Annotated in this window: 16 protein-coding genes; all 16 read left to right on the top strand. The window is 39.7% G+C overall.

All coding sequences use genetic code 11. The features are described from left to right. Positions 1-10 precede the first annotated feature (10 nt). The 16 genes from CNQ82_RS11505 to nreB all read left to right on the top strand — a co-directional run bounded on the left by CNQ82_RS11505 (position 11) and on the right by nreB (position 16,821). Entirely contained in the window at positions 11-928 is a 918-nt protein-coding gene (locus CNQ82_RS11505; protein ID WP_123145371.1) for a CobW family GTP-binding protein, read from the top strand. A gap of 73 nt (positions 929-1,001) precedes the next feature. Then, positions 1,002-1,517: a YceI family protein gene (locus CNQ82_RS11500; RefSeq protein ID WP_123145370.1), complete on the top strand. Its 516-nt coding sequence runs from the start codon at positions 1,002-1,004 to the stop codon at positions 1,515-1,517. 129 nt (positions 1,518-1,646) lie between these two features. After that, complete coding sequence (locus tag CNQ82_RS11495) at positions 1,647-2,117, top strand: SRPBCC family protein (RefSeq protein ID WP_095103683.1); 471 nt, start codon at positions 1,647-1,649, stop codon at positions 2,115-2,117. Between the two features lie 109 nt (positions 2,118-2,226). Further along, positions 2,227-2,415 carry a hypothetical protein gene (locus CNQ82_RS11490; protein ID WP_123145369.1) on the top strand — a complete coding sequence of 63 codons (189 nt, stop codon included), beginning with the start codon at positions 2,227-2,229 and terminating at the stop codon, positions 2,413-2,415. A gap of 218 nt (positions 2,416-2,633) precedes the next feature. Further along, on the top strand, positions 2,634-3,464 hold the full coding sequence (locus tag CNQ82_RS11485; protein ID WP_123145368.1) for a formate/nitrite transporter family protein: 831 nt from the start codon (positions 2,634-2,636) through the stop codon (positions 3,462-3,464). 128 nt (positions 3,465-3,592) lie between these two features. Continuing rightward, the gene (locus CNQ82_RS11480; RefSeq protein WP_123145367.1) at positions 3,593-4,312 is read left to right on the top strand and encodes a sirohydrochlorin chelatase; all 720 of its coding nucleotides are present in this window, start codon (positions 3,593-3,595) and stop codon (positions 4,310-4,312) included. Positions 4,313-4,314: 2 nt separating this feature from the next. Continuing rightward, entirely contained in the window at positions 4,315-4,770 is a 456-nt protein-coding gene (locus CNQ82_RS11475; protein WP_123145366.1) for a precorrin-2 dehydrogenase/sirohydrochlorin ferrochelatase family protein, read from the top strand. A gap of 3 nt (positions 4,771-4,773) precedes the next feature. After that, the gene (gene nirB / locus CNQ82_RS11470; protein WP_123145365.1) at positions 4,774-7,179 is read left to right on the top strand and encodes a nitrite reductase large subunit NirB; all 2,406 of its coding nucleotides are present in this window, start codon (positions 4,774-4,776) and stop codon (positions 7,177-7,179) included. A 2-nt stretch (positions 7,180-7,181) separates the two neighbouring features. After that, positions 7,182-7,496, top strand: a complete 315-nt coding sequence (gene nirD / locus CNQ82_RS11465; RefSeq protein WP_123145364.1) for a nitrite reductase small subunit NirD — start codon at positions 7,182-7,184, stop codon at positions 7,494-7,496. Beyond that, positions 7,487-8,440, top strand: a complete 954-nt coding sequence (gene cobA / locus CNQ82_RS11460; protein ID WP_123145363.1) for a uroporphyrinogen-III C-methyltransferase — start codon at positions 7,487-7,489, stop codon at positions 8,438-8,440. The genes nirD and cobA overlap by 10 nt, the downstream gene beginning before the upstream one ends. A gap of 388 nt (positions 8,441-8,828) precedes the next feature. After that, positions 8,829-12,503, top strand: coding sequence for a nitrate reductase subunit alpha (locus CNQ82_RS11455; protein ID WP_123145362.1), 3,675 nt, complete (start codon positions 8,829-8,831; stop codon positions 12,501-12,503). Beyond that, entirely contained in the window at positions 12,493-14,070 is a 1,578-nt protein-coding gene (gene narH / locus CNQ82_RS11450) for a nitrate reductase subunit beta (protein ID WP_123145361.1), read from the top strand. Before CNQ82_RS11455 ends, narH begins: the two co-directional genes overlap by 11 nt. After that, positions 14,063-14,638, top strand: coding sequence for a nitrate reductase molybdenum cofactor assembly chaperone (gene narJ / locus CNQ82_RS11445; protein ID WP_123145360.1), 576 nt, complete (start codon positions 14,063-14,065; stop codon positions 14,636-14,638). The genes narH and narJ overlap by 8 nt, the downstream gene beginning before the upstream one ends. Further along, positions 14,631-15,314 (top strand): respiratory nitrate reductase subunit gamma, encoded by a 684-nt coding sequence (narI, locus tag CNQ82_RS11440; RefSeq protein ID WP_123145359.1) that lies wholly within the window; start codon positions 14,631-14,633, stop codon positions 15,312-15,314. Before narJ ends, narI begins: the two co-directional genes overlap by 8 nt. A gap of 15 nt (positions 15,315-15,329) precedes the next feature. Then, positions 15,330-15,788: a nitrate respiration regulation accessory nitrate sensor NreA gene (gene nreA, locus CNQ82_RS11435; protein ID WP_123145358.1), complete on the top strand. Its 459-nt coding sequence runs from the start codon at positions 15,330-15,332 to the stop codon at positions 15,786-15,788. After that, positions 15,772-16,821 (top strand): nitrate respiration regulation sensor histidine kinase NreB, encoded by a 1,050-nt coding sequence (gene nreB / locus CNQ82_RS11430; protein WP_123145357.1) that lies wholly within the window; start codon positions 15,772-15,774, stop codon positions 16,819-16,821. Before nreA ends, nreB begins: the two co-directional genes overlap by 17 nt. The last annotated feature ends 3 nt before the right edge of the window (positions 16,822-16,824 follow it).

Here is a 16,824-nt window from a genome sequence, read left to right as displayed (position 1 = left end):
GGAAATCAATATGGACATCATTATACTCGGAGGCTTCTTAGGCGGCGGAAAAACAACGACCTTGAACCATCTCATCGAACAAGCACTAGAACAACATTTGCAACCTGCTGTCATCATGAACGACTTCGGCCAAGCCAGCGTCGACAGCCATCTCATAAACCAAACTGTCCCCATGGATGAAATTATAGAAGGCTGCATCTGCTGCGCCATGAAAGCCGACGTTTCCCAGCAGCTGCATCAGATTTACCTTGATTACCAGCCAGATGTCGTATTTGTAGAATGCAGCGGTATAGCCGAACCGCAGTCCGTCATCGATGCTTGTCTGACTCCGGCACTCACACCCATTTCAACCATTCAAGCAGTAGTCGGTGTGGTGGATGCTTCACTCTACGCAAAGCTTGATACTTACTCAGGCGAGATGCAGAAACTTTACTACGAGCAACTCGCACACTGTTCACACCTGTTCATTAATAAAGTCGACAAGTGCGAAACCGAAGCCATTACTACAATATACAGCGACCTGACCGTCCTTAATCCAGGTGCGGAAATCACGGTTGGCAGCTATGGCAAACTGGAAAGTGATTTATTTACTGAAAAGAAAACTTTGGAGAGCGGAAGATCGAAAGAAAGCAGTTCTGCTGCTTGTGCAGTACATGAACATCGGCACCATGAAGGTATCGGTCATTGTTATTTTGAATTCGAGCAAGCCATATCTTTAGAGCAATTAGTAAAATGGCTAGAAGACCTGCCGCAATCTATTTATCGCGTTAAAGGCTTTATGCAATTTACAGAGCATCCAGAAACACAGTTAGTCCAATATACAACAGGTCAACTAGAAATATCACCTATTGAATTGACTTCTAAGGTGCCTTGTTATCTAGTCGTCATCGGCAGCAATCTTGAACATCTTGAGTCGCCTGTCGCTTAAACCATTTAAAGTTGAGAGAAGCGGGTAATGATAAATGAGCGTTGTAAACAAATAAAAAGATGGAGGTTTTTTTATGACCCAATTTACTTTTGATCCAGCTCATTCATCTATCGAATTCCAAGTTAAACACTTAATGGTGTCTAAAGTGAAAGGCAGCTTTACTCAATTCAATGTTGAATTATCAGGTGACTTAGATGACTTAAGCTCATTGAAAGGTTCAGCATCCATTGATGTTAAATCAATCGATACAAATCAAGCAGATCGTGACAACCACTTACGTACAAGCGATTTCTTTGATGCAGATAACTATCCTGAAGTTAAATTCGAAATTAAAGAAGTAACAAAGGATAAAGTAACAGGTGACTTAACAATTAAAGGTGTGACAAACGAAGAAACTTTCGATTACGATTTCGGAGGAGTCATCAAAAATCCGCAAAATGATACTAACGTAGCAGGTTTCACAGTATCTGGTAAAGTAGACCGTGAAAAATACGGTATGTCATTTAATAAAACATTAGAAACAGGCGGTGTTTTAATCGGGAACGATGTTAAATTTGAAGCCGCACTAGAATTTGAAGTTAAAAACTAATTTATATATAGGCTGTGGTGCAGTATAATACGCTGTATTACAGTCTTTTTGTTGGTAATTAAAGTCCGGAGTATATCATAATGGGGATATAACTTTTCAAAGCATTCTTTCAAAAGGAAGTGGAAATTCATGACAATACAAAGAGACGGCAATAAAATTATTTTCAGTCGTATATTTGATGCGCGTATTCAAGATGTGTTTAATGCGTATACGACGAAATCAAAGTTTGAGCAATGGTTCCATCCCAAAGGCGGTACGACTGAAGTGTATGATTTTAATCCACAACCAGGCGGCAAAAATTTCTTTAAAATTAATGCGCCAGATGGTCAAAGTTATACGGTGATGCAATATGATGAGATTGAAGCGCCTTATAAAATTATTTATCATGATTACTTTGCAAATGAAAAAGGTCAAATTAACCCCAATATGAATGGTATGAAAGTAGAAATTTATTTTAAATCTAAAGGACAAGCGCAAACAGAGGTGCAGTCTGTTTCTGTGCTGCCTACAGCTCAAGCTGCTCAGCAATTATTAGAAATGGGATTAGAAGAAGGCATGACGAGTACGTTAGATCAGTTAGAGGAATTACTTAAAAAGTAATAGGAATTCCCTGATTTCTGTCTGACCGCATTCCGCTTCTTTATAGAAAGTGCTACACTATTAGGTGTTAAGACTTGATTTGTAAATTCTGATAAAGAGGTGAAAAGGAATGAACGAACGTTATGTTAAAGTCGTTATTCTGTATACGTTAAGTAGTTTAGTACCTTCTGTTTTATTTAGTTCTAAATGTGTTTCGAACGGCTTCTTGAGATGGTTACTACGTACAGTTGCAGGATGCGGAATTTTCTCAGCCGGCTTGAAATTTATGGTGAAACAAAAAAATAAAAAACAAGCATAATAATGATAGATAAAGAAGCGGCGTAATGCTGCTTCTTTTTTTACTGCAAAGTTAATCGTCATTTATTTTGAAAATGTCGATTAATAATTTATGATTTCAATTTCGAGCTAATTTCTTAAAATGATTATGACAATATTTTGAAATTTACTCTATGCATAACAAGCAAATAATAATATACTATATCTATCGTAAAATGATATGTAGGGGGAAGTATTTTTATGGTTATGCAAAATCATAAATCGGTTGAAGATACATATGCTTCACGTGAGACGATGAATAATGTAGTTAGTTCGTCTCAAATGAAATCTGTCATGTTAAGTAAAACGCCTGTGCGTTATTTTCTTAAAGCCATGATGTCTGGTTTCTTATTATCTATTGTGGCAGTCTTCATGCTAGCAATTAAAACACAACATAACGGTATCAATGAAGGTACGATTAACTTGTTAGGCGCTTTGGCATTTAGTTTAGCCTTAGTATTAATCGTGCTTACACACTCTGAGTTGCTGACAAGTAACTTTATGTATATGACAGCAGGCGCTTATTATAAAGCAGTGCCAATTGCTAAGATCATCTGGTTATTTACAGTATGTTTCATTGGTAATATTGTCGGAGGCTTCATACTGTTCGGCTTATTGAAATTCACTAATGTCATGACACCAGAAATGGTCACTGCATTAACTAAGATTGTGGATAAGAAAACGACACTTGGAACATGGGATGGTATTTTAGTTAAAGCTATTTTTGCTAACTTCTTTATCAATATCGGTATCTACGTGTCTATCCAATTCAAAGAAGGTTTATCTAAAGCTTTCTTTATCGCATGCGGCGTAGTAGTCTTTGTATTTATGGGTTATGAACACGTTGTTTACAACGCTAACTTATTCTCAGGTATGATGTACTACAACTTTGATGCATTATCTTGGATAGATGTTTTGAAAAATATCGTGTGGGCCTTTATCGGTAACTATATCGGCGGCGGTATTTTTGTAGGTCTGTTATATGCTTTCTTTAATGGAAAAAGAAATCACTATATCGATGAACAAAAATAGTTGAAATTTGTTAGGGAATCCCCTCAATATTGAGATAAGGGGATTCCCTATTTTTTACAAATAAATGTGAAACTATTCACATAAAAATTTAAAATAAGGTACAATGCACATAAAGGGGGAAACACATCATGTCACAAACGATTATAGTCATGCATGGTATGAGACGAGGTAAACAAAATCAATTATTAATGGAAGAATTAGACAAAGTGGGCACACAAATTGAGGATGATTTCGATGTCGCTTTTATTGAAAGCGATGAGTTATCGTTGCCGCAAGTGATACGTAAACATTTGCAAGAGGGTGAACATTACTTCACGATTGTGCCACTGCTACTATTTTCAGGGCGACATTATTTAGAGGATCTCCCTGACATCATGCGGGAAATGCAATTGATGTTTCCTGGAAGTATCCATTACCAAATTCGTCAGCCCCTCTGTTACCATCCGGCATTGACAGAGTGGATTCAAAAACGTATAGATGCTTGGCAGTATCAGAATGATCCGTATTCAGCAATTGTGCTGATTGCACATGGCAGCCCGTTCTTGACCGAACCGGATGATGAGTTGAATATGTTGAAAGCACAATGTCAAACAGAATGTCCGATTTATACCATGATGTTTTACGGTGATTTGCAGTTTGAAGGGCTCCTGCCTGATATGAAAGATGACTATCAGCATATTTTAGTCATCCCTGTGTTTTTCTATGATGGCTTCTTAGTCAATAAAATCAAGAAGAAAATTAATACGCTTAAAGGAGATTCTGATATTACGATTGCACCAGCACTGAATTTCGAACCTGAACTCGATGCAATGCTGGCAGCAAGATTAAATCAAGTTAAGGAGTTTTAGTGGTGTATCCAATACAACTTAATTTAAAAAATAAAAACGTAGTGCTCATCGGCGGCGGACGCATCGGTTATCGTAAGTTCAAACATCTGGCTAAAGCAGATTACGGCAGCGTTACGGTTATCAGCAAAACTTTTTTGCCAGAATTTTTCGAACAATGCTATCCAGATATTAAATTAATTACGAAAGATTATGATAAGGAAGATATTGCAGAAGCGGATATTGTAATCATTGCAACAGATTCACCTGAAATTAATGACAAAATTAAACAAGATACGACCCCTGAACAGTTGGTGAATCATACAGGCGACAAATCTCAATCAGATTTTTTTAATATGCGAGAATTTGACTTTGAAGATTTAGCAATCAGTGTGCGTTCAAACGGCGGAGATTATAAAAAGGCAAAACAAGTGTCAAAAGCGATAGAAAAGTATTTACGAGAGGAATACGGGAGGGAATAGAAGATGTCAAAACAACGACTTGTGATGATCGGTAACGGGATGGCCGGCGTCAGAACAATTGAAGAAATTATCGATAGAAACCCTGATAAATTTGATATTACGATTATTGGGAAAGAACCTTATCCGAACTATAACCGCATCATGTTATCTAATATTTTGCAGAAGAAGATGACGGTAGAAGAAACGATTATGAATCCTTACACTTGGTATGAAGAGCATGGGATTGCCTTAATTACAGGCGAAAGTGCTATACGTGTGAATCGTGACGAACATGTAGTAGAAACTGAGAAAGGACGTAGAATTCCTTATGACGTCTGTATTTTCGCCACAGGTTCTAAAGCATTTGTCTTACCGATTCCAGGGCATGAATTACCAAGTGTGATTGGTTGGCGTACTATTGAAGATACAGAACGCATGATTGAAATTGCGCAAAATAAAAAGGAAGCGATTGTGATCGGCGGCGGGTTGCTAGGATTAGAATGTGCGCGCGGTTTATTAGACCAAGGTATGAATGTTACAGTAGTACATTTAGGTGAATGGTTGATGGAAATGCAGTTAGACCGTCAAGCAGGAGAAATGTTGCGTGAAGATTTAGAAAAGCAAGGCATGCGTTTTGAATTAGGCGCCAATACGAAAGAAATAATCGGAGACCAAGATGTTGAAGCAATTCGTTTAGCAGATGGCCGTGAACTTCCTGCCGATTTAGTAGTGATGGCAGTCGGTATTCGTCCATTTACTCAAGAAGCTGTAGATTCTGGGTTAGAAGTCGAACGCGGGATTGTAGTGGATGATTACATGCGTACCAGCGATCCTGAAATCTTTGCAGTGGGTGAGTGTGCACAACATAATGGCCGCGTATATGGTTTAGTAGCACCTTTGTATGAACAAGGTAAAGTGTTGGCCGATGTTCTGACTGACCGTCCAACTGAAGGTTATCAAGGTTCTACTACTTTTACCTCGTTGAAAGTCTCTGGCTGTGATTTATATAGTGCCGGTCAAATTCAAGAAGATGATGAAGTTGAAGGCGTAGAAATTTATAATAGTCATGACCATGTCTATAAAAAGATTTTCTTAAAAGAGGAACGCGTCGTAGGTGCTGTGCTTTATGGAGATACAGATGACGGTACACGTTTCTTCAATATGATGAAAAAGCGTGAACCGATTGAAGATTATACTTTGGTTTCACTGTTACAGAAAGTCGGAGAAGAAGCGGTTTCCTCAGTGGCTGATATGGCGGATGACGAGACGATTTGCGGATGTAATGGTGTCTCGAAAGGTAAAATCGTCAGTGCTATAGTTGAAGATGGATTAACATCAGTTGCTGAAGTAACGAAAGCTACGAAAGCCGGCAACTCTTGTGGTAAATGTAAACCCGTTATCGGAGAATTACTAGAACATACTTTAGGTGGTGCCTTTGTCGCATCTAAACCTACAGGCATTTGTGATTGTACCGATTTAACACGCGATCAAATCGTGACACAAATCCGTGCGAAAGGTTTGAAAACCTCTAAAGAAGTGCGCCATGTTTTAGGATGGAAAAATAAAGGCGGTTGTCCGAAATGCCGTCCTGCAGTCAACTATTATTTAAATATGGTGTATCCTCATGAACATGAAGATGAAAAAGCCTCTCGTTTTGCAAACGAACGTTATCATGCCAACATTCAAAATGATGGTACATTTTCAGTGATTCCGCAAATGCGCGGTGGCGTAACGAATCCTGATCAATTGATTCGTTTAGGCGAAGTAGCGAAGAAATACGACGTACCTTTAGTAAAAGTCACAGGTTCACAACGTATCGGTTTATATGGCATCCGTAAAGAAGACTTGCCGCATGTGTGGAAAGACTTAGGCATGCGTTCAGCATCTGCTTATGCTAAGAAGACACGTTCAGTGAAAAGTTGTGTCGGCAAAGAATTCTGCCGCTTCGGTACACAATATACAACACGCCTCGGTATCCGTTTAGAAAAAACTTTCGAATATATCGATACACCACATAAATTTAAAATGGGCGTTTCTGGATGTCCGCGCAGTTGCGTAGAATCCGGCGTTAAAGATTTCGGTGTCATCGGTGTTGAGAATGGCTTCCAGATTTATATTGGTGGTAACGGCGGTACTGATGTCACTAAAGGTCAACTTTTAACCACAGTTGAAACTGAAGATGATGTGATTCAACTTTGCGGTGCATTGATGCAGTATTATCGTGAAACGGGTATTTATGCGGAACGTACAGCGCCATGGTTGGAGCGCATGGGCTTTGAAAATGTGAAAGAATATATTCTCGATCCTGAACGTCAAAAAGCTTTATTTGAGCGTATTATGGATGCGAAAAGTGCAGTAGCTGAAGAGCCATGGTCAGAAATTGTGAATGATCAAAATGATCAAAAAATCTTTAAAGTAGAGAAGGTGTAAGCATGCGTGCATTAGAGAAAGTCAGAGTAGCAGCATTAGAAGATTTGACGCCGCTTATCGGTACTAAGGTACTCGTAGATGACAAAGAAATCGGTTTATTTTTAACAGAAGATGAGCACATTTATGCAGTCAATAATGTATGTCCGCATAAACAAGGACCACTTTCAGAAGGTACTGTGAGCGAGCACTCTGTATTCTGCCCGCTTCACGACCAGCAAATCGACTTAGAGACAGGCATAGTGCAAGAACCTGATACGGGCTGTGTCGAAACTTACGAAGTCGAAGTTATAGATGGAGATGTATATTTATGTCTGTAAGCCCAACCGGTCATGTTTACCTTATCGGCGCAGGTCCAGGGAATCCGAGCCTCCTGACACGTAAGGCAGAACATCTTATTCGAACAGCGGATATCATTTTATATGACCGCTTAGTCAATCCTTTCATTTTACAGCTTGCGCCTCCTGAAGTTGAAATTATTGATGTGGGAAAAAAGCCTTATAGCCGTCATATTAAACAAGGCGAAATTAACGAGGTTTTATTAGATGCTGCTTATAAACATCAAAATGTAGTGCGCTTGAAAGGCGGGGACCCGGCGATTTTCGGCAGAGTGCATGAAGAAGTAGATATTTTGAAGGCACATCAAATTCCTTGTGAAATTGTGCCAGGAATTACTACAGCGAGTGCTGCTGCAGCCGCACTAGGTGTCGGTCTGACATGTCGCAACGTCTCAACGAGTGTGACTTTGACTACGGGCAGCTTTAAAGGTTCTGAGGAACAAGTCATTGATATTGCTTCTTTAATCGATGGCGGCACACTAGCAATTTATATGGGCATCAAACGTCTGCATACGATTATCACTCAGATATATCAACAGGTCGGGAAAGATTATCCGATTTGCGCGGTATTCGATGTTTCATACGCTACGCAAAAAGTAATTACGGGACATCTTTCTGATATTGAAAAAAAGGTGCACGCTGAAGCACCTGAAGATGCTCCGGGCATCTTACTAATCGGCGATGCTTTAGAATTTGCTGATGAGAATACACATATCGAGCTAGAAGCTATGTCTCAATACTTCGGTAAAGAGTGCATTGTGACGGGGCCAAGAGAAGCGGCTATTGAAAAAGCCTTTGAAATATATGACGCAGGGGGCTGGTGTATGATCGATCCGAATATTGAGGAGCACTATCATCAGAGCCAGCTGGATTTAATATATCGCTATATGCAAGTGAATGATAATACGATGATTGTAAAAGTATGAGAAAAACGGGCCGTAGCCCGTTTTTTTGTGTTGATGGGGAAGTCGGTGGTGGAGATGTAGCGGGCAGGGGGCTAGGGAGAGAATCTAGACAGTGCTTGTGAACAAGTGTCTAGATTCGGTCGTTTTCTAGACCCAACTCGGAAACTAGTGTCTAGATTCCGCCGACCATTCCTTTTCCGCCCTCTACTCTTCTTTCTTTTTCCCACTCCGTTCCTCACGTCCTCTCCCCACAACTACTACAAAAAATAGGGAATCCCCCTAGGCATATAGGAGAATCCCTAATATCTCAATGCTGCTCAGAAATATACAATGAAATTAAGTCGAAAAGGCAATCGTGAATAATTTTTTAACCGAATGAGCAACGTAATTTGATGAGAGGATGTTATCTATGGCGAAATTTGGAATGAATTTTTTTAAGCCAACTGAAAAATTTAACGGCAATTGGTCGGTTTTAACAGATAAAAGCAGAGAATGGGAGAAAATGTATCGTGAACGTTGGAGTCACGACAAAGTAGTACGTACGACACATGGGGTAAACTGCACAGGTTCATGTTCGTGGAAAGTATTTGTGAAAAACGGAGTCATTACATGGGAAAATCAACAAACTGACTATCCAAGCTGCGGACCAGATATGCCTGAGTTCGAACCGCGTGGATGTCCGCGTGGTGCGTCTTTCTCTTGGTATGAATATAGTCCGCTTCGTGTACGTTACCCCTACATGCGTGGCAAATTATGGGAACTGTGGACAACTGCTTTAGAAGAACACGAGGGTAATCATATTGCGGCTTGGGCTTCAATTGTAGAAGATCCCGAAAAGGCAAAGATTTATAAAAATGCTCGCGGTAAAGGTGGCCACATGCGTGTATCTTGGAAAGATGTCTTGCAGTTAATTGCAGCACAATTATTATACACAATTAAGAAAGACGGCCCGGACCGTATCGCAGGATTCACACCAATCCCAGCTATGTCTATGTTGAGTTATGCATCAGGTGCACGTTTCATCAACTTGATGGGCGGAGAAATGCTGAGCTTTTATGACTGGTATGCAGATTTACCTCCTGCTTCACCACAAATTTGGGGCGAACAAACTGACGTGCCAGAATCGAGTGATTGGTATAATGCTAACTACATCATTATGTGGGGGTCCAACGTACCTTTAACACGTACACCAGATGCGCATTTTATGACAGAAGTTCGTTACAAAGGAACTAAGGTCGTTTCTATCGCACCAGACTATGCGGAAAATGTGAAATTCGCAGACAACTGGTTAGCACCGAATCCTGGTACAGATGCGGCAGTAGCACAAGCAATGACTCACGTTATTTTGCAAAAATATTATGTGGACGAACCCTCTGAAATGTTTATCAACTATGCGAAACAATATACTGATATGCCTTTCTTACTTATGTTTGACGAACACGAAGGCGGTTATAAAGCAGGCCGTTTTTTACGCGCAAGCGATTTAGGGATGGAATCTGAGAATAATGAATGGAAACCTGTTGTATTAGATAACGCGTCAGGCAACATTATTGTTCCGAACGGTACGATGGGCCAACGTTGGGAAGAAGGCAAACAATGGAACTTGAAATTAGAGAATGAAGACGGTTCTAAAATTGATCCGGCTATGTCAGTTGCTGAAGGTGAACATGACATCGACATCATGAAATTCCCATATTTCGATAATGCAGGTAATGGTATATTCGAACGTCCGATTGCTTCACGTGAAGTGACTTTAGCAGACGGTAAAAAAGTCAAAGTCGCAACCGTGTATGACTTGATGACAAGCCAATATGGCGTACGCCGTTTCAATCATCAGTTAGAAGCTAAAGGATTCGATGATGCTGAAACTCAATATACACCAGCATGGCAAGAAGCGGTTGCAGGTGTAAAACAAGATGTGATTACGCAAGTTGCAACTGAGTTTGCACAAAATGCAGTGGATACAGGCGGCCGTTCAATGATTATCATGGGGGCGGGTATCAACCACTGGTTCAACTCAGATACGATATATCGTGCTGTCTTAAACTTAGTAATGCTGTGCGGCTGCCAAGGTGTCAACGGCGGTGGTTGGGCGCACTATGTAGGTCAAGAAAAATGTCGTCCAATTGAAGGGTGGAGCACAATTGCCTTTGCAAAAGACTGGCAAGGACCACCACGTCTGCAAAATGGTACAAGCTGGTTCTATTTCACAACAGATCAATGGAAATACGAAGAATCAGGTGTCGATAAATTAGCATCACCACTTGCAGGCGAACTTAAACATCAGCACCCTGCAGATTACAATGTAACAGCTGCCCGTTTAGGCTGGCTGCCATCTTATCCGCAATTCAATACTAATAGTTTGAGATTTGGAGAAGATGCGAAAGAAGCGGGCGAATTTACGAACGAAGAAGTATTGAAACGTGCTGTAGAATCAGTGAAAAGCCGTGAAACTAAATTTGCAGTGGAAGATCCGGATTTACGTACGAACCATCCGAAATCATTATTTATCTGGCGTTCTAACTTGTTATCAAGTTCAGCTAAAGGACAAGAGTATTTCATGAAACATATGTTAGGTACAAGTTCTGGATTATTAGCTGAACCCAATGAAGAAGATAAACCGGAAGAAATGATTTGGCGTGACGATGTACAAGGTAAATTAGATTTAATCGTTGCACTTGATTTCCGCATGACTTCAACACCGCTTAAAGCAGATATCGTTTTACCGGCTGCGACATGGTATGAAAAACATGACTTATCATCTACTGATATGCATCCGTTCGTGCATCCATTCAATCCAGCTATCGATCCGTTATGGGAGTCACGTTCCGACTGGGATATCTTCAAATCATTAAGTAAAACCGTGTCTGATATGGCTAAGGTCTACATGCCAGGTACGTATAAAGACGTTGTAACTTCACCATTAGCACATGATTCTAAACAAGAAATTGCGACACCTTACGGAAAAGTAAAAGACTGGACAAAAGGCGAAGTTGAAGCCATTCCAGGTAAAACAATGCCAGGCTTTGCAGTCGTAGACCGTGATTACACACTGATTTACGATAAATATGTTACTGCTGGTCCCTTATTAGAAACAGCGAAATTAGGTGCACACGGTGTCAGCTTCCCGGTGAAAAAACAATACGAAGAAGCTAAAGATATAGTCGGTACTTGGAGTGACGGCACAATCAAAGATGGACGTCCGCGTATCGATACAGCAAGACGTGCAGCAGATGTGGTCTTAAATATTTCATCAGCTACAAATGGTGAATTATCACAAGCATCGTATAAAGACTTAGAAGATAAAACAGGAATGCCGCTTACAGATATTTCTAGTGACCGCAGTGCTGAAAAGATTACGTTTATGAATATTACCTCTCAACCGCGCGAGGTGATTCCGACTGCAGTCTTTTCAGGTTCAAATAAAGGGAACAAACGTTATTCACCATTCACAACAAATATTGAACGTCTCGTACCCTTCCGTACTTTAACAGGACGTCAAAGTTATTATTTAGATCATGAAATCTTCCAGCAATTCGGTGAAAGCTTGCCTGTATATAAACCGACTTTACCGCCAATGGTATTTGGTACTAGAGACAAGCAAGTCATCGGTGGTCAAGACAACTTAGTCTTAAGATATTTAACACCGCATGGTAAATGGAATATCCACTCAACATACCAAGATAACCAACATATGTTGACATTATTCCGTGGCGGACCGACAGTTTGGATTGCTAAAGAAGATGCTGAAGCACATGATATTCACGATAATGATTGGTTAGAAGTGTATAACCGGAATGGTGTTGTAACAGCGAGAGCCGTTACTTCACACAGAATGCCTAAAGGGACAATGTTTATGTATCATGCACAAGACAAACACATTCAAACACCAGGATCTGAAATTACAGGATTACGTGGTGGTTCACATAATGCGCCAACTAGAATCCACTTAAAACCAACACAATTAGTCGGAGGATATGCGCAAATCAGTTACAGCTTCAACTATTATGGTCCGATTGGAAACCAAAGAGATGTTTATGTAGCAGTGAGAAAGATGAAGGAGGTAGATTGGCTTGAAGATTAAAGCACAAGTAGCCATGGTATTGAACTTGGATAAGTGTATCGGATGCCACACATGCAGTGTGACGTGTAAAAATACTTGGACAAACCGTCCGGGCGCAGAATATATTTGGTTCAATAATGTAGAAACTAAACCAGGTGTCGGTTATCCGAAACGTTGGGAAGATCAAGAACACTATAAAGGTGGCTGGACTTTAAATAAAAAAGGGAAATTAGATTTGAAATCTGGAAGCAGATGGTCAAAAATCGCTTTCGGTAAAATTTTCTACAACCCTGATATGCCAGTCATCAAAGATTATTATGAACCTTGGACATACAACTATGAGCATTTAACAACAGCGAAAGCCAGCAAACATTCTCCAGTTGCCACTGCACATTCAGTAATTTCTGGCGATAAGATCGATTTGCAATGGGGCCCGAACTGGGAGGATGATTTAGCAGGCGCGCATGTCACTGCACCTGAAGATCCGAATGTTCAACGCATTGAAGAAAAAATTCAATTTGATTTCGATCAAACATTTATGATGTACTTACCGCGTTTATGCGAACACTGCTTGAACCCAAGCTGTGTAGCATCGTGTCCTTCTGGTGCAATGTATAAACGTGATGAAGACGGCATCGTCTTAGTAGACCAAGATGCTTGTCGCGGCTGGCGTTATTGTATGACAGGCTGCCCTTATAAAAAGGTCTACTTCAACTGGAAAACAAATAAAGCAGAAAAATGTACTTTCTGCTTCCCACGTGTTGAAGCAGGCATGCCGACAGTTTGTTCTGAAACTTGTACAGGACGTATGCGTTATTTAGGTGTATTACTTTATGATGCTGACCGTGTACATGAAGTAGCATCTTGTGAGAATGAACAAGATTTGTATGAAAAACAATGTGAATTGTTCTTGAATCCTTATGATGAAGATGTCATTGAACAAGCTAAAAAAGACGGTATTACAATGGATTGGATTGAAGCAGCACAAAACTCTCCAGTCTATAAATTAGCAATTGAATATAAACTTGCATTTCCGTTACATCCTGAATATCGTACATTACCAATGGTTTGGTACTGCCCGCCATTAAGTCCGATTATGAATTACTTTGAAGGCAAAGATTCAATTAAAAATCCAGATGCAATCTTCCCAGCTATCGAAGAAATGCGTCTGCCGATTGAATACCTCGCAAGTCTATTAACAGCCGGAGATACCAAATCAGTGAAAGAAGCCTTGCAGCGTATGGCCATGATGAGAAGTTATATGCGTGCGCAAGTGACTGGCAAAGACTTTGATACAGACCGTTTAGCACGTCTAGGTTTAACTGAACGTCAAACTAAAGATATGTATCGACTATTGGCTATTGCCAAATATGAGGATCGTTTCGTTATTCCAACTTCCCATAAAGAACAGTACATGGACACTTATGCAGCACAAGGCAGTCAAGGTTATCAATTCGGCGACCCGACAACAACTGATTCTTATAGCAGCGGTTGTGAAGGTTGCGGTGCCCCTGTTGCATTGAAACCGGGTCAAACTGGTCAAGAAGCTTACAACGAAAGCTTTTATGGAGGGATTTTCCGTGATTAACTTAGATAACTTTTATCAATATCAAGAATCTATCGGTTACTTCGCGCAACAATTGAATTTTCCTGAAAAATTAACTTTCCATCCTAAAACATTCAATGATATTTTTAATACAAACCACCCAGCCTATGCTGAGGTGGCAGCGTATCGTGAACAAATTCAAAGTTATACGTTAACTGAAATCAAACAACTCTATACAGATACCTTTGATTTCAACAAGCAAGCACCGCTGTATATGACTTACAATAAATTCGACACGCAAAAAGAACGCGGTCAAATGTTGGCGAAGTTAAAAGTCTTATATGAGATGTTCGGTTTGGAAATGGTTGATAATGAATTATCGGATTATTTGCCGTTGATGTTGGAATTTTTATATGTGGCACAGTGGCAAAATGATGACCGTGCAGAAGACAATATTGAATTTGTAATTATGGTCATTGAAGATGGAACATATGCCATGCTGCAGCAACTAATAGAAATAGATAGTCCTTATGCACCTTTAATTAAAGGTTTGAGAGAAACATTGAAGCGATGTCTACAACCAAACGAAGAGGTGAGCCAGCATGCTTAATCAATTTTTATGGATTATTTATCCTTATCTATGTGTAGCCATCTTTATTATCGGACATATTGCCCGTTATCAATATGATCAATTTTCCTGGACAGCAAAATCTAGTGAATTTATTGAAAAGAAACGTTTGAAATGGGGCAGCTTGCTGTTTCATTTAGGTATTATACCAGTGGCAGCTGGTCACTTTGTTGGTTTAGTGATTCCGGCATCTTGGCTTGAAGGTATCGGTGTTGACAATCACATTTATCACATTGGTGCCGTTTATATCGGCAGTCTTTTCGGATTTATGGTCTTAATCGGTATGATTTTACTGACATATCGTCGTGTCTCTATTAAGAATATTAGACGTTTAAGTTCTGCATCAGATATGGTAGTCAATTTCTTTTTACTTGTGATTATTTGTATGGGTTTATATTCTACACTTGTAACCAACGCGATATCACCAGATTTTGACTATAGACAAACTATTTCAATTTGGTTCAGACATTTATTTACCTTTAATCCTAATGCAAGTTTAATGACAAATGTACCGTGGTCATTTAAACTGCATATATTCTTAGGTTTTTCAATTTTCGCTTTGTGGCCGTTCACGCGCTTAGTGCATGTTTGGAGTGTGCCATTGTCTTATGCAAACAGAAGTTATATAATTTATCGTAAAAATAAAGCAAGATCATAGTAAGGAGTGGAGGTATTGAATAGTGTAATTGCTTCAGACTACTTTGACTATCAAGCCGCTTTGGATGAAATCAGAGTAACAGAGAGATTTGATTTTGCAGCGATTGCATTGCCTGAAGATGATTCCCATTGCGCAATCATTAAATGGAAATATGCATCCGGCAATATTAATAACCGTTATCGTATGATTGTTTTAAGACCTGGCAAAGGATTGGCTGGATTGGTGATTCGAACAGGCGCTCGAAAGGTTATCGCAGATATTGAGGCTGAATTGAGTCAAAATGATAAATTAGGTTACCCGATTGTCTTAAGTGAAGTGTTGACGGCTATGATTGCCATTCCCTTATGGAAGAACAATCGCGTTTACGGTGCTTTACTTTTAGGACAGCGAGAGGGTCGACCGTTACCCGCAGGCAGTGAGAAATTTCGTATTCAGAGCAGGTTAGGGAGTTTTACAGATGAAATCAACAAATAACCGCAGCAAATTACAAGAGTTATTGACACAATATTATTTGAATACTAATGAGAAAATGGTCTTCTTAAACAGCCTGGGTGAAGTCATTGCACTTAATGAAGCGGCAGAAGACGTGTTTGCTGAGGACAATGATTATTCGCAAATGACCAATGCCATCTGCCGAAGATGTGAAGGTTATTCCAATGAATACGATATCATGTCTTGCGAGAATTGTTTTTTAGAAGCTTTAGAAATCGGAAAAGGAAGCTTCCAAGTGTTCATGCGTACTAAAGAGAATAAAATCCAACCTTATACAGCATCCTATGAATTGATAGATCACGACAAAGGCATTTATGCATTTACATTACACAATATTTCTCCGCAAATTCAGCGGCAAGAACGTATGTATGAACGTAAAATGATGCAAAAAACGATTTCTGCTCAAGAAAATGAGCGTAAACGTATTTCAAGAGAGCTACACGATGGAATTGTACAAGAATTAATCAATGTGGATGTTGAGCTGCGTTTATTAAAGTACCAGCAAGATAAGGATGAATTAATAAATAATTCGAAGCGGATTGAAGGCATTATGTCACGTTTAATCGATGATGTTCGTAATTTGTCGGTAGAATTACGTCCTTCTTCTTTAGACGATTTAGGTTTAGATGCCGCCTTTCGTTCATATTTCAAACAATTTGAAAGAAATTATGGTGTGCACATCGATTATCATACGAACGTTTCAGCGCAACGGTTTGACAGTGAAATTGAAACAGTGGTATACCGAGTAGTGCAAGAAGCATTATTCAATGCATTGAAATATGCGCAAGTTGATACAATTGAAGTTTCAATACAATTAGGTGATGAAACGATTATTGCAGAAGTCAGTGACCGTGGCGTCGGATTTAAGCGAGGAGATAATCCGAAAGGCACTGGGTTAGGTTTATTTGGCATGAATGAACGTGCTGAACAAGTGAATGGGACAGTTAATATAGATTCTCAAATCGGTCGCGGCACCATTGTAACGTTGGAAGTTCCAATAACTGATAAACGATAGGAG

It is taken from the genome of Staphylococcus debuckii (assembly GCF_003718735.1).
GTDB lineage: Bacteria > Bacillota > Bacilli > Staphylococcales > Staphylococcaceae > Staphylococcus > Staphylococcus debuckii.
This window is presented reverse-complemented; position numbering and strand designations above follow the sequence as displayed.

What these genes read in the sequence shown, in the direction of transcription:
- CNQ82_RS11505 (WP_123145371.1), top strand. Translation starts at nt 11, where the DNA reads ATGGACATCATTATACTCGGAGGCTTCTTAGGCGGCGGAAAAACAACG.
- CNQ82_RS11500 (WP_123145370.1), top strand. Translation starts at nt 1,002, where the DNA reads ATGACCCAATTTACTTTTGATCCAGCTCATTCATCTATCGAATTCCAA.
- CNQ82_RS11495 (WP_095103683.1), top strand. Translation starts at nt 1,647, where the DNA reads ATGACAATACAAAGAGACGGCAATAAAATTATTTTCAGTCGTATATTT.
- CNQ82_RS11490 (WP_123145369.1), top strand. Translation starts at nt 2,227, where the DNA reads ATGAACGAACGTTATGTTAAAGTCGTTATTCTGTATACGTTAAGTAGT.
- CNQ82_RS11485 (WP_123145368.1), top strand. Translation starts at nt 2,634, where the DNA reads ATGGTTATGCAAAATCATAAATCGGTTGAAGATACATATGCTTCACGT.
- CNQ82_RS11480 (WP_123145367.1), top strand. Translation starts at nt 3,593, where the DNA reads ATGTCACAAACGATTATAGTCATGCATGGTATGAGACGAGGTAAACAA.
- nirB (WP_123145365.1), top strand. Translation starts at nt 4,774, where the DNA reads ATGTCAAAACAACGACTTGTGATGATCGGTAACGGGATGGCCGGCGTC.
- nirD (WP_123145364.1), top strand. Translation starts at nt 7,182, where the DNA reads ATGCGTGCATTAGAGAAAGTCAGAGTAGCAGCATTAGAAGATTTGACG.
- cobA (WP_123145363.1), top strand. Translation starts at nt 7,487, where the DNA reads ATGTCTGTAAGCCCAACCGGTCATGTTTACCTTATCGGCGCAGGTCCA.
- CNQ82_RS11455 (WP_123145362.1), top strand. Translation starts at nt 8,829, where the DNA reads ATGGCGAAATTTGGAATGAATTTTTTTAAGCCAACTGAAAAATTTAAC.
- narI (WP_123145359.1), top strand. Translation starts at nt 14,631, where the DNA reads ATGCTTAATCAATTTTTATGGATTATTTATCCTTATCTATGTGTAGCC.
- nreB (WP_123145357.1), top strand. Translation starts at nt 15,772, where the DNA reads ATGAAATCAACAAATAACCGCAGCAAATTACAAGAGTTATTGACACAA.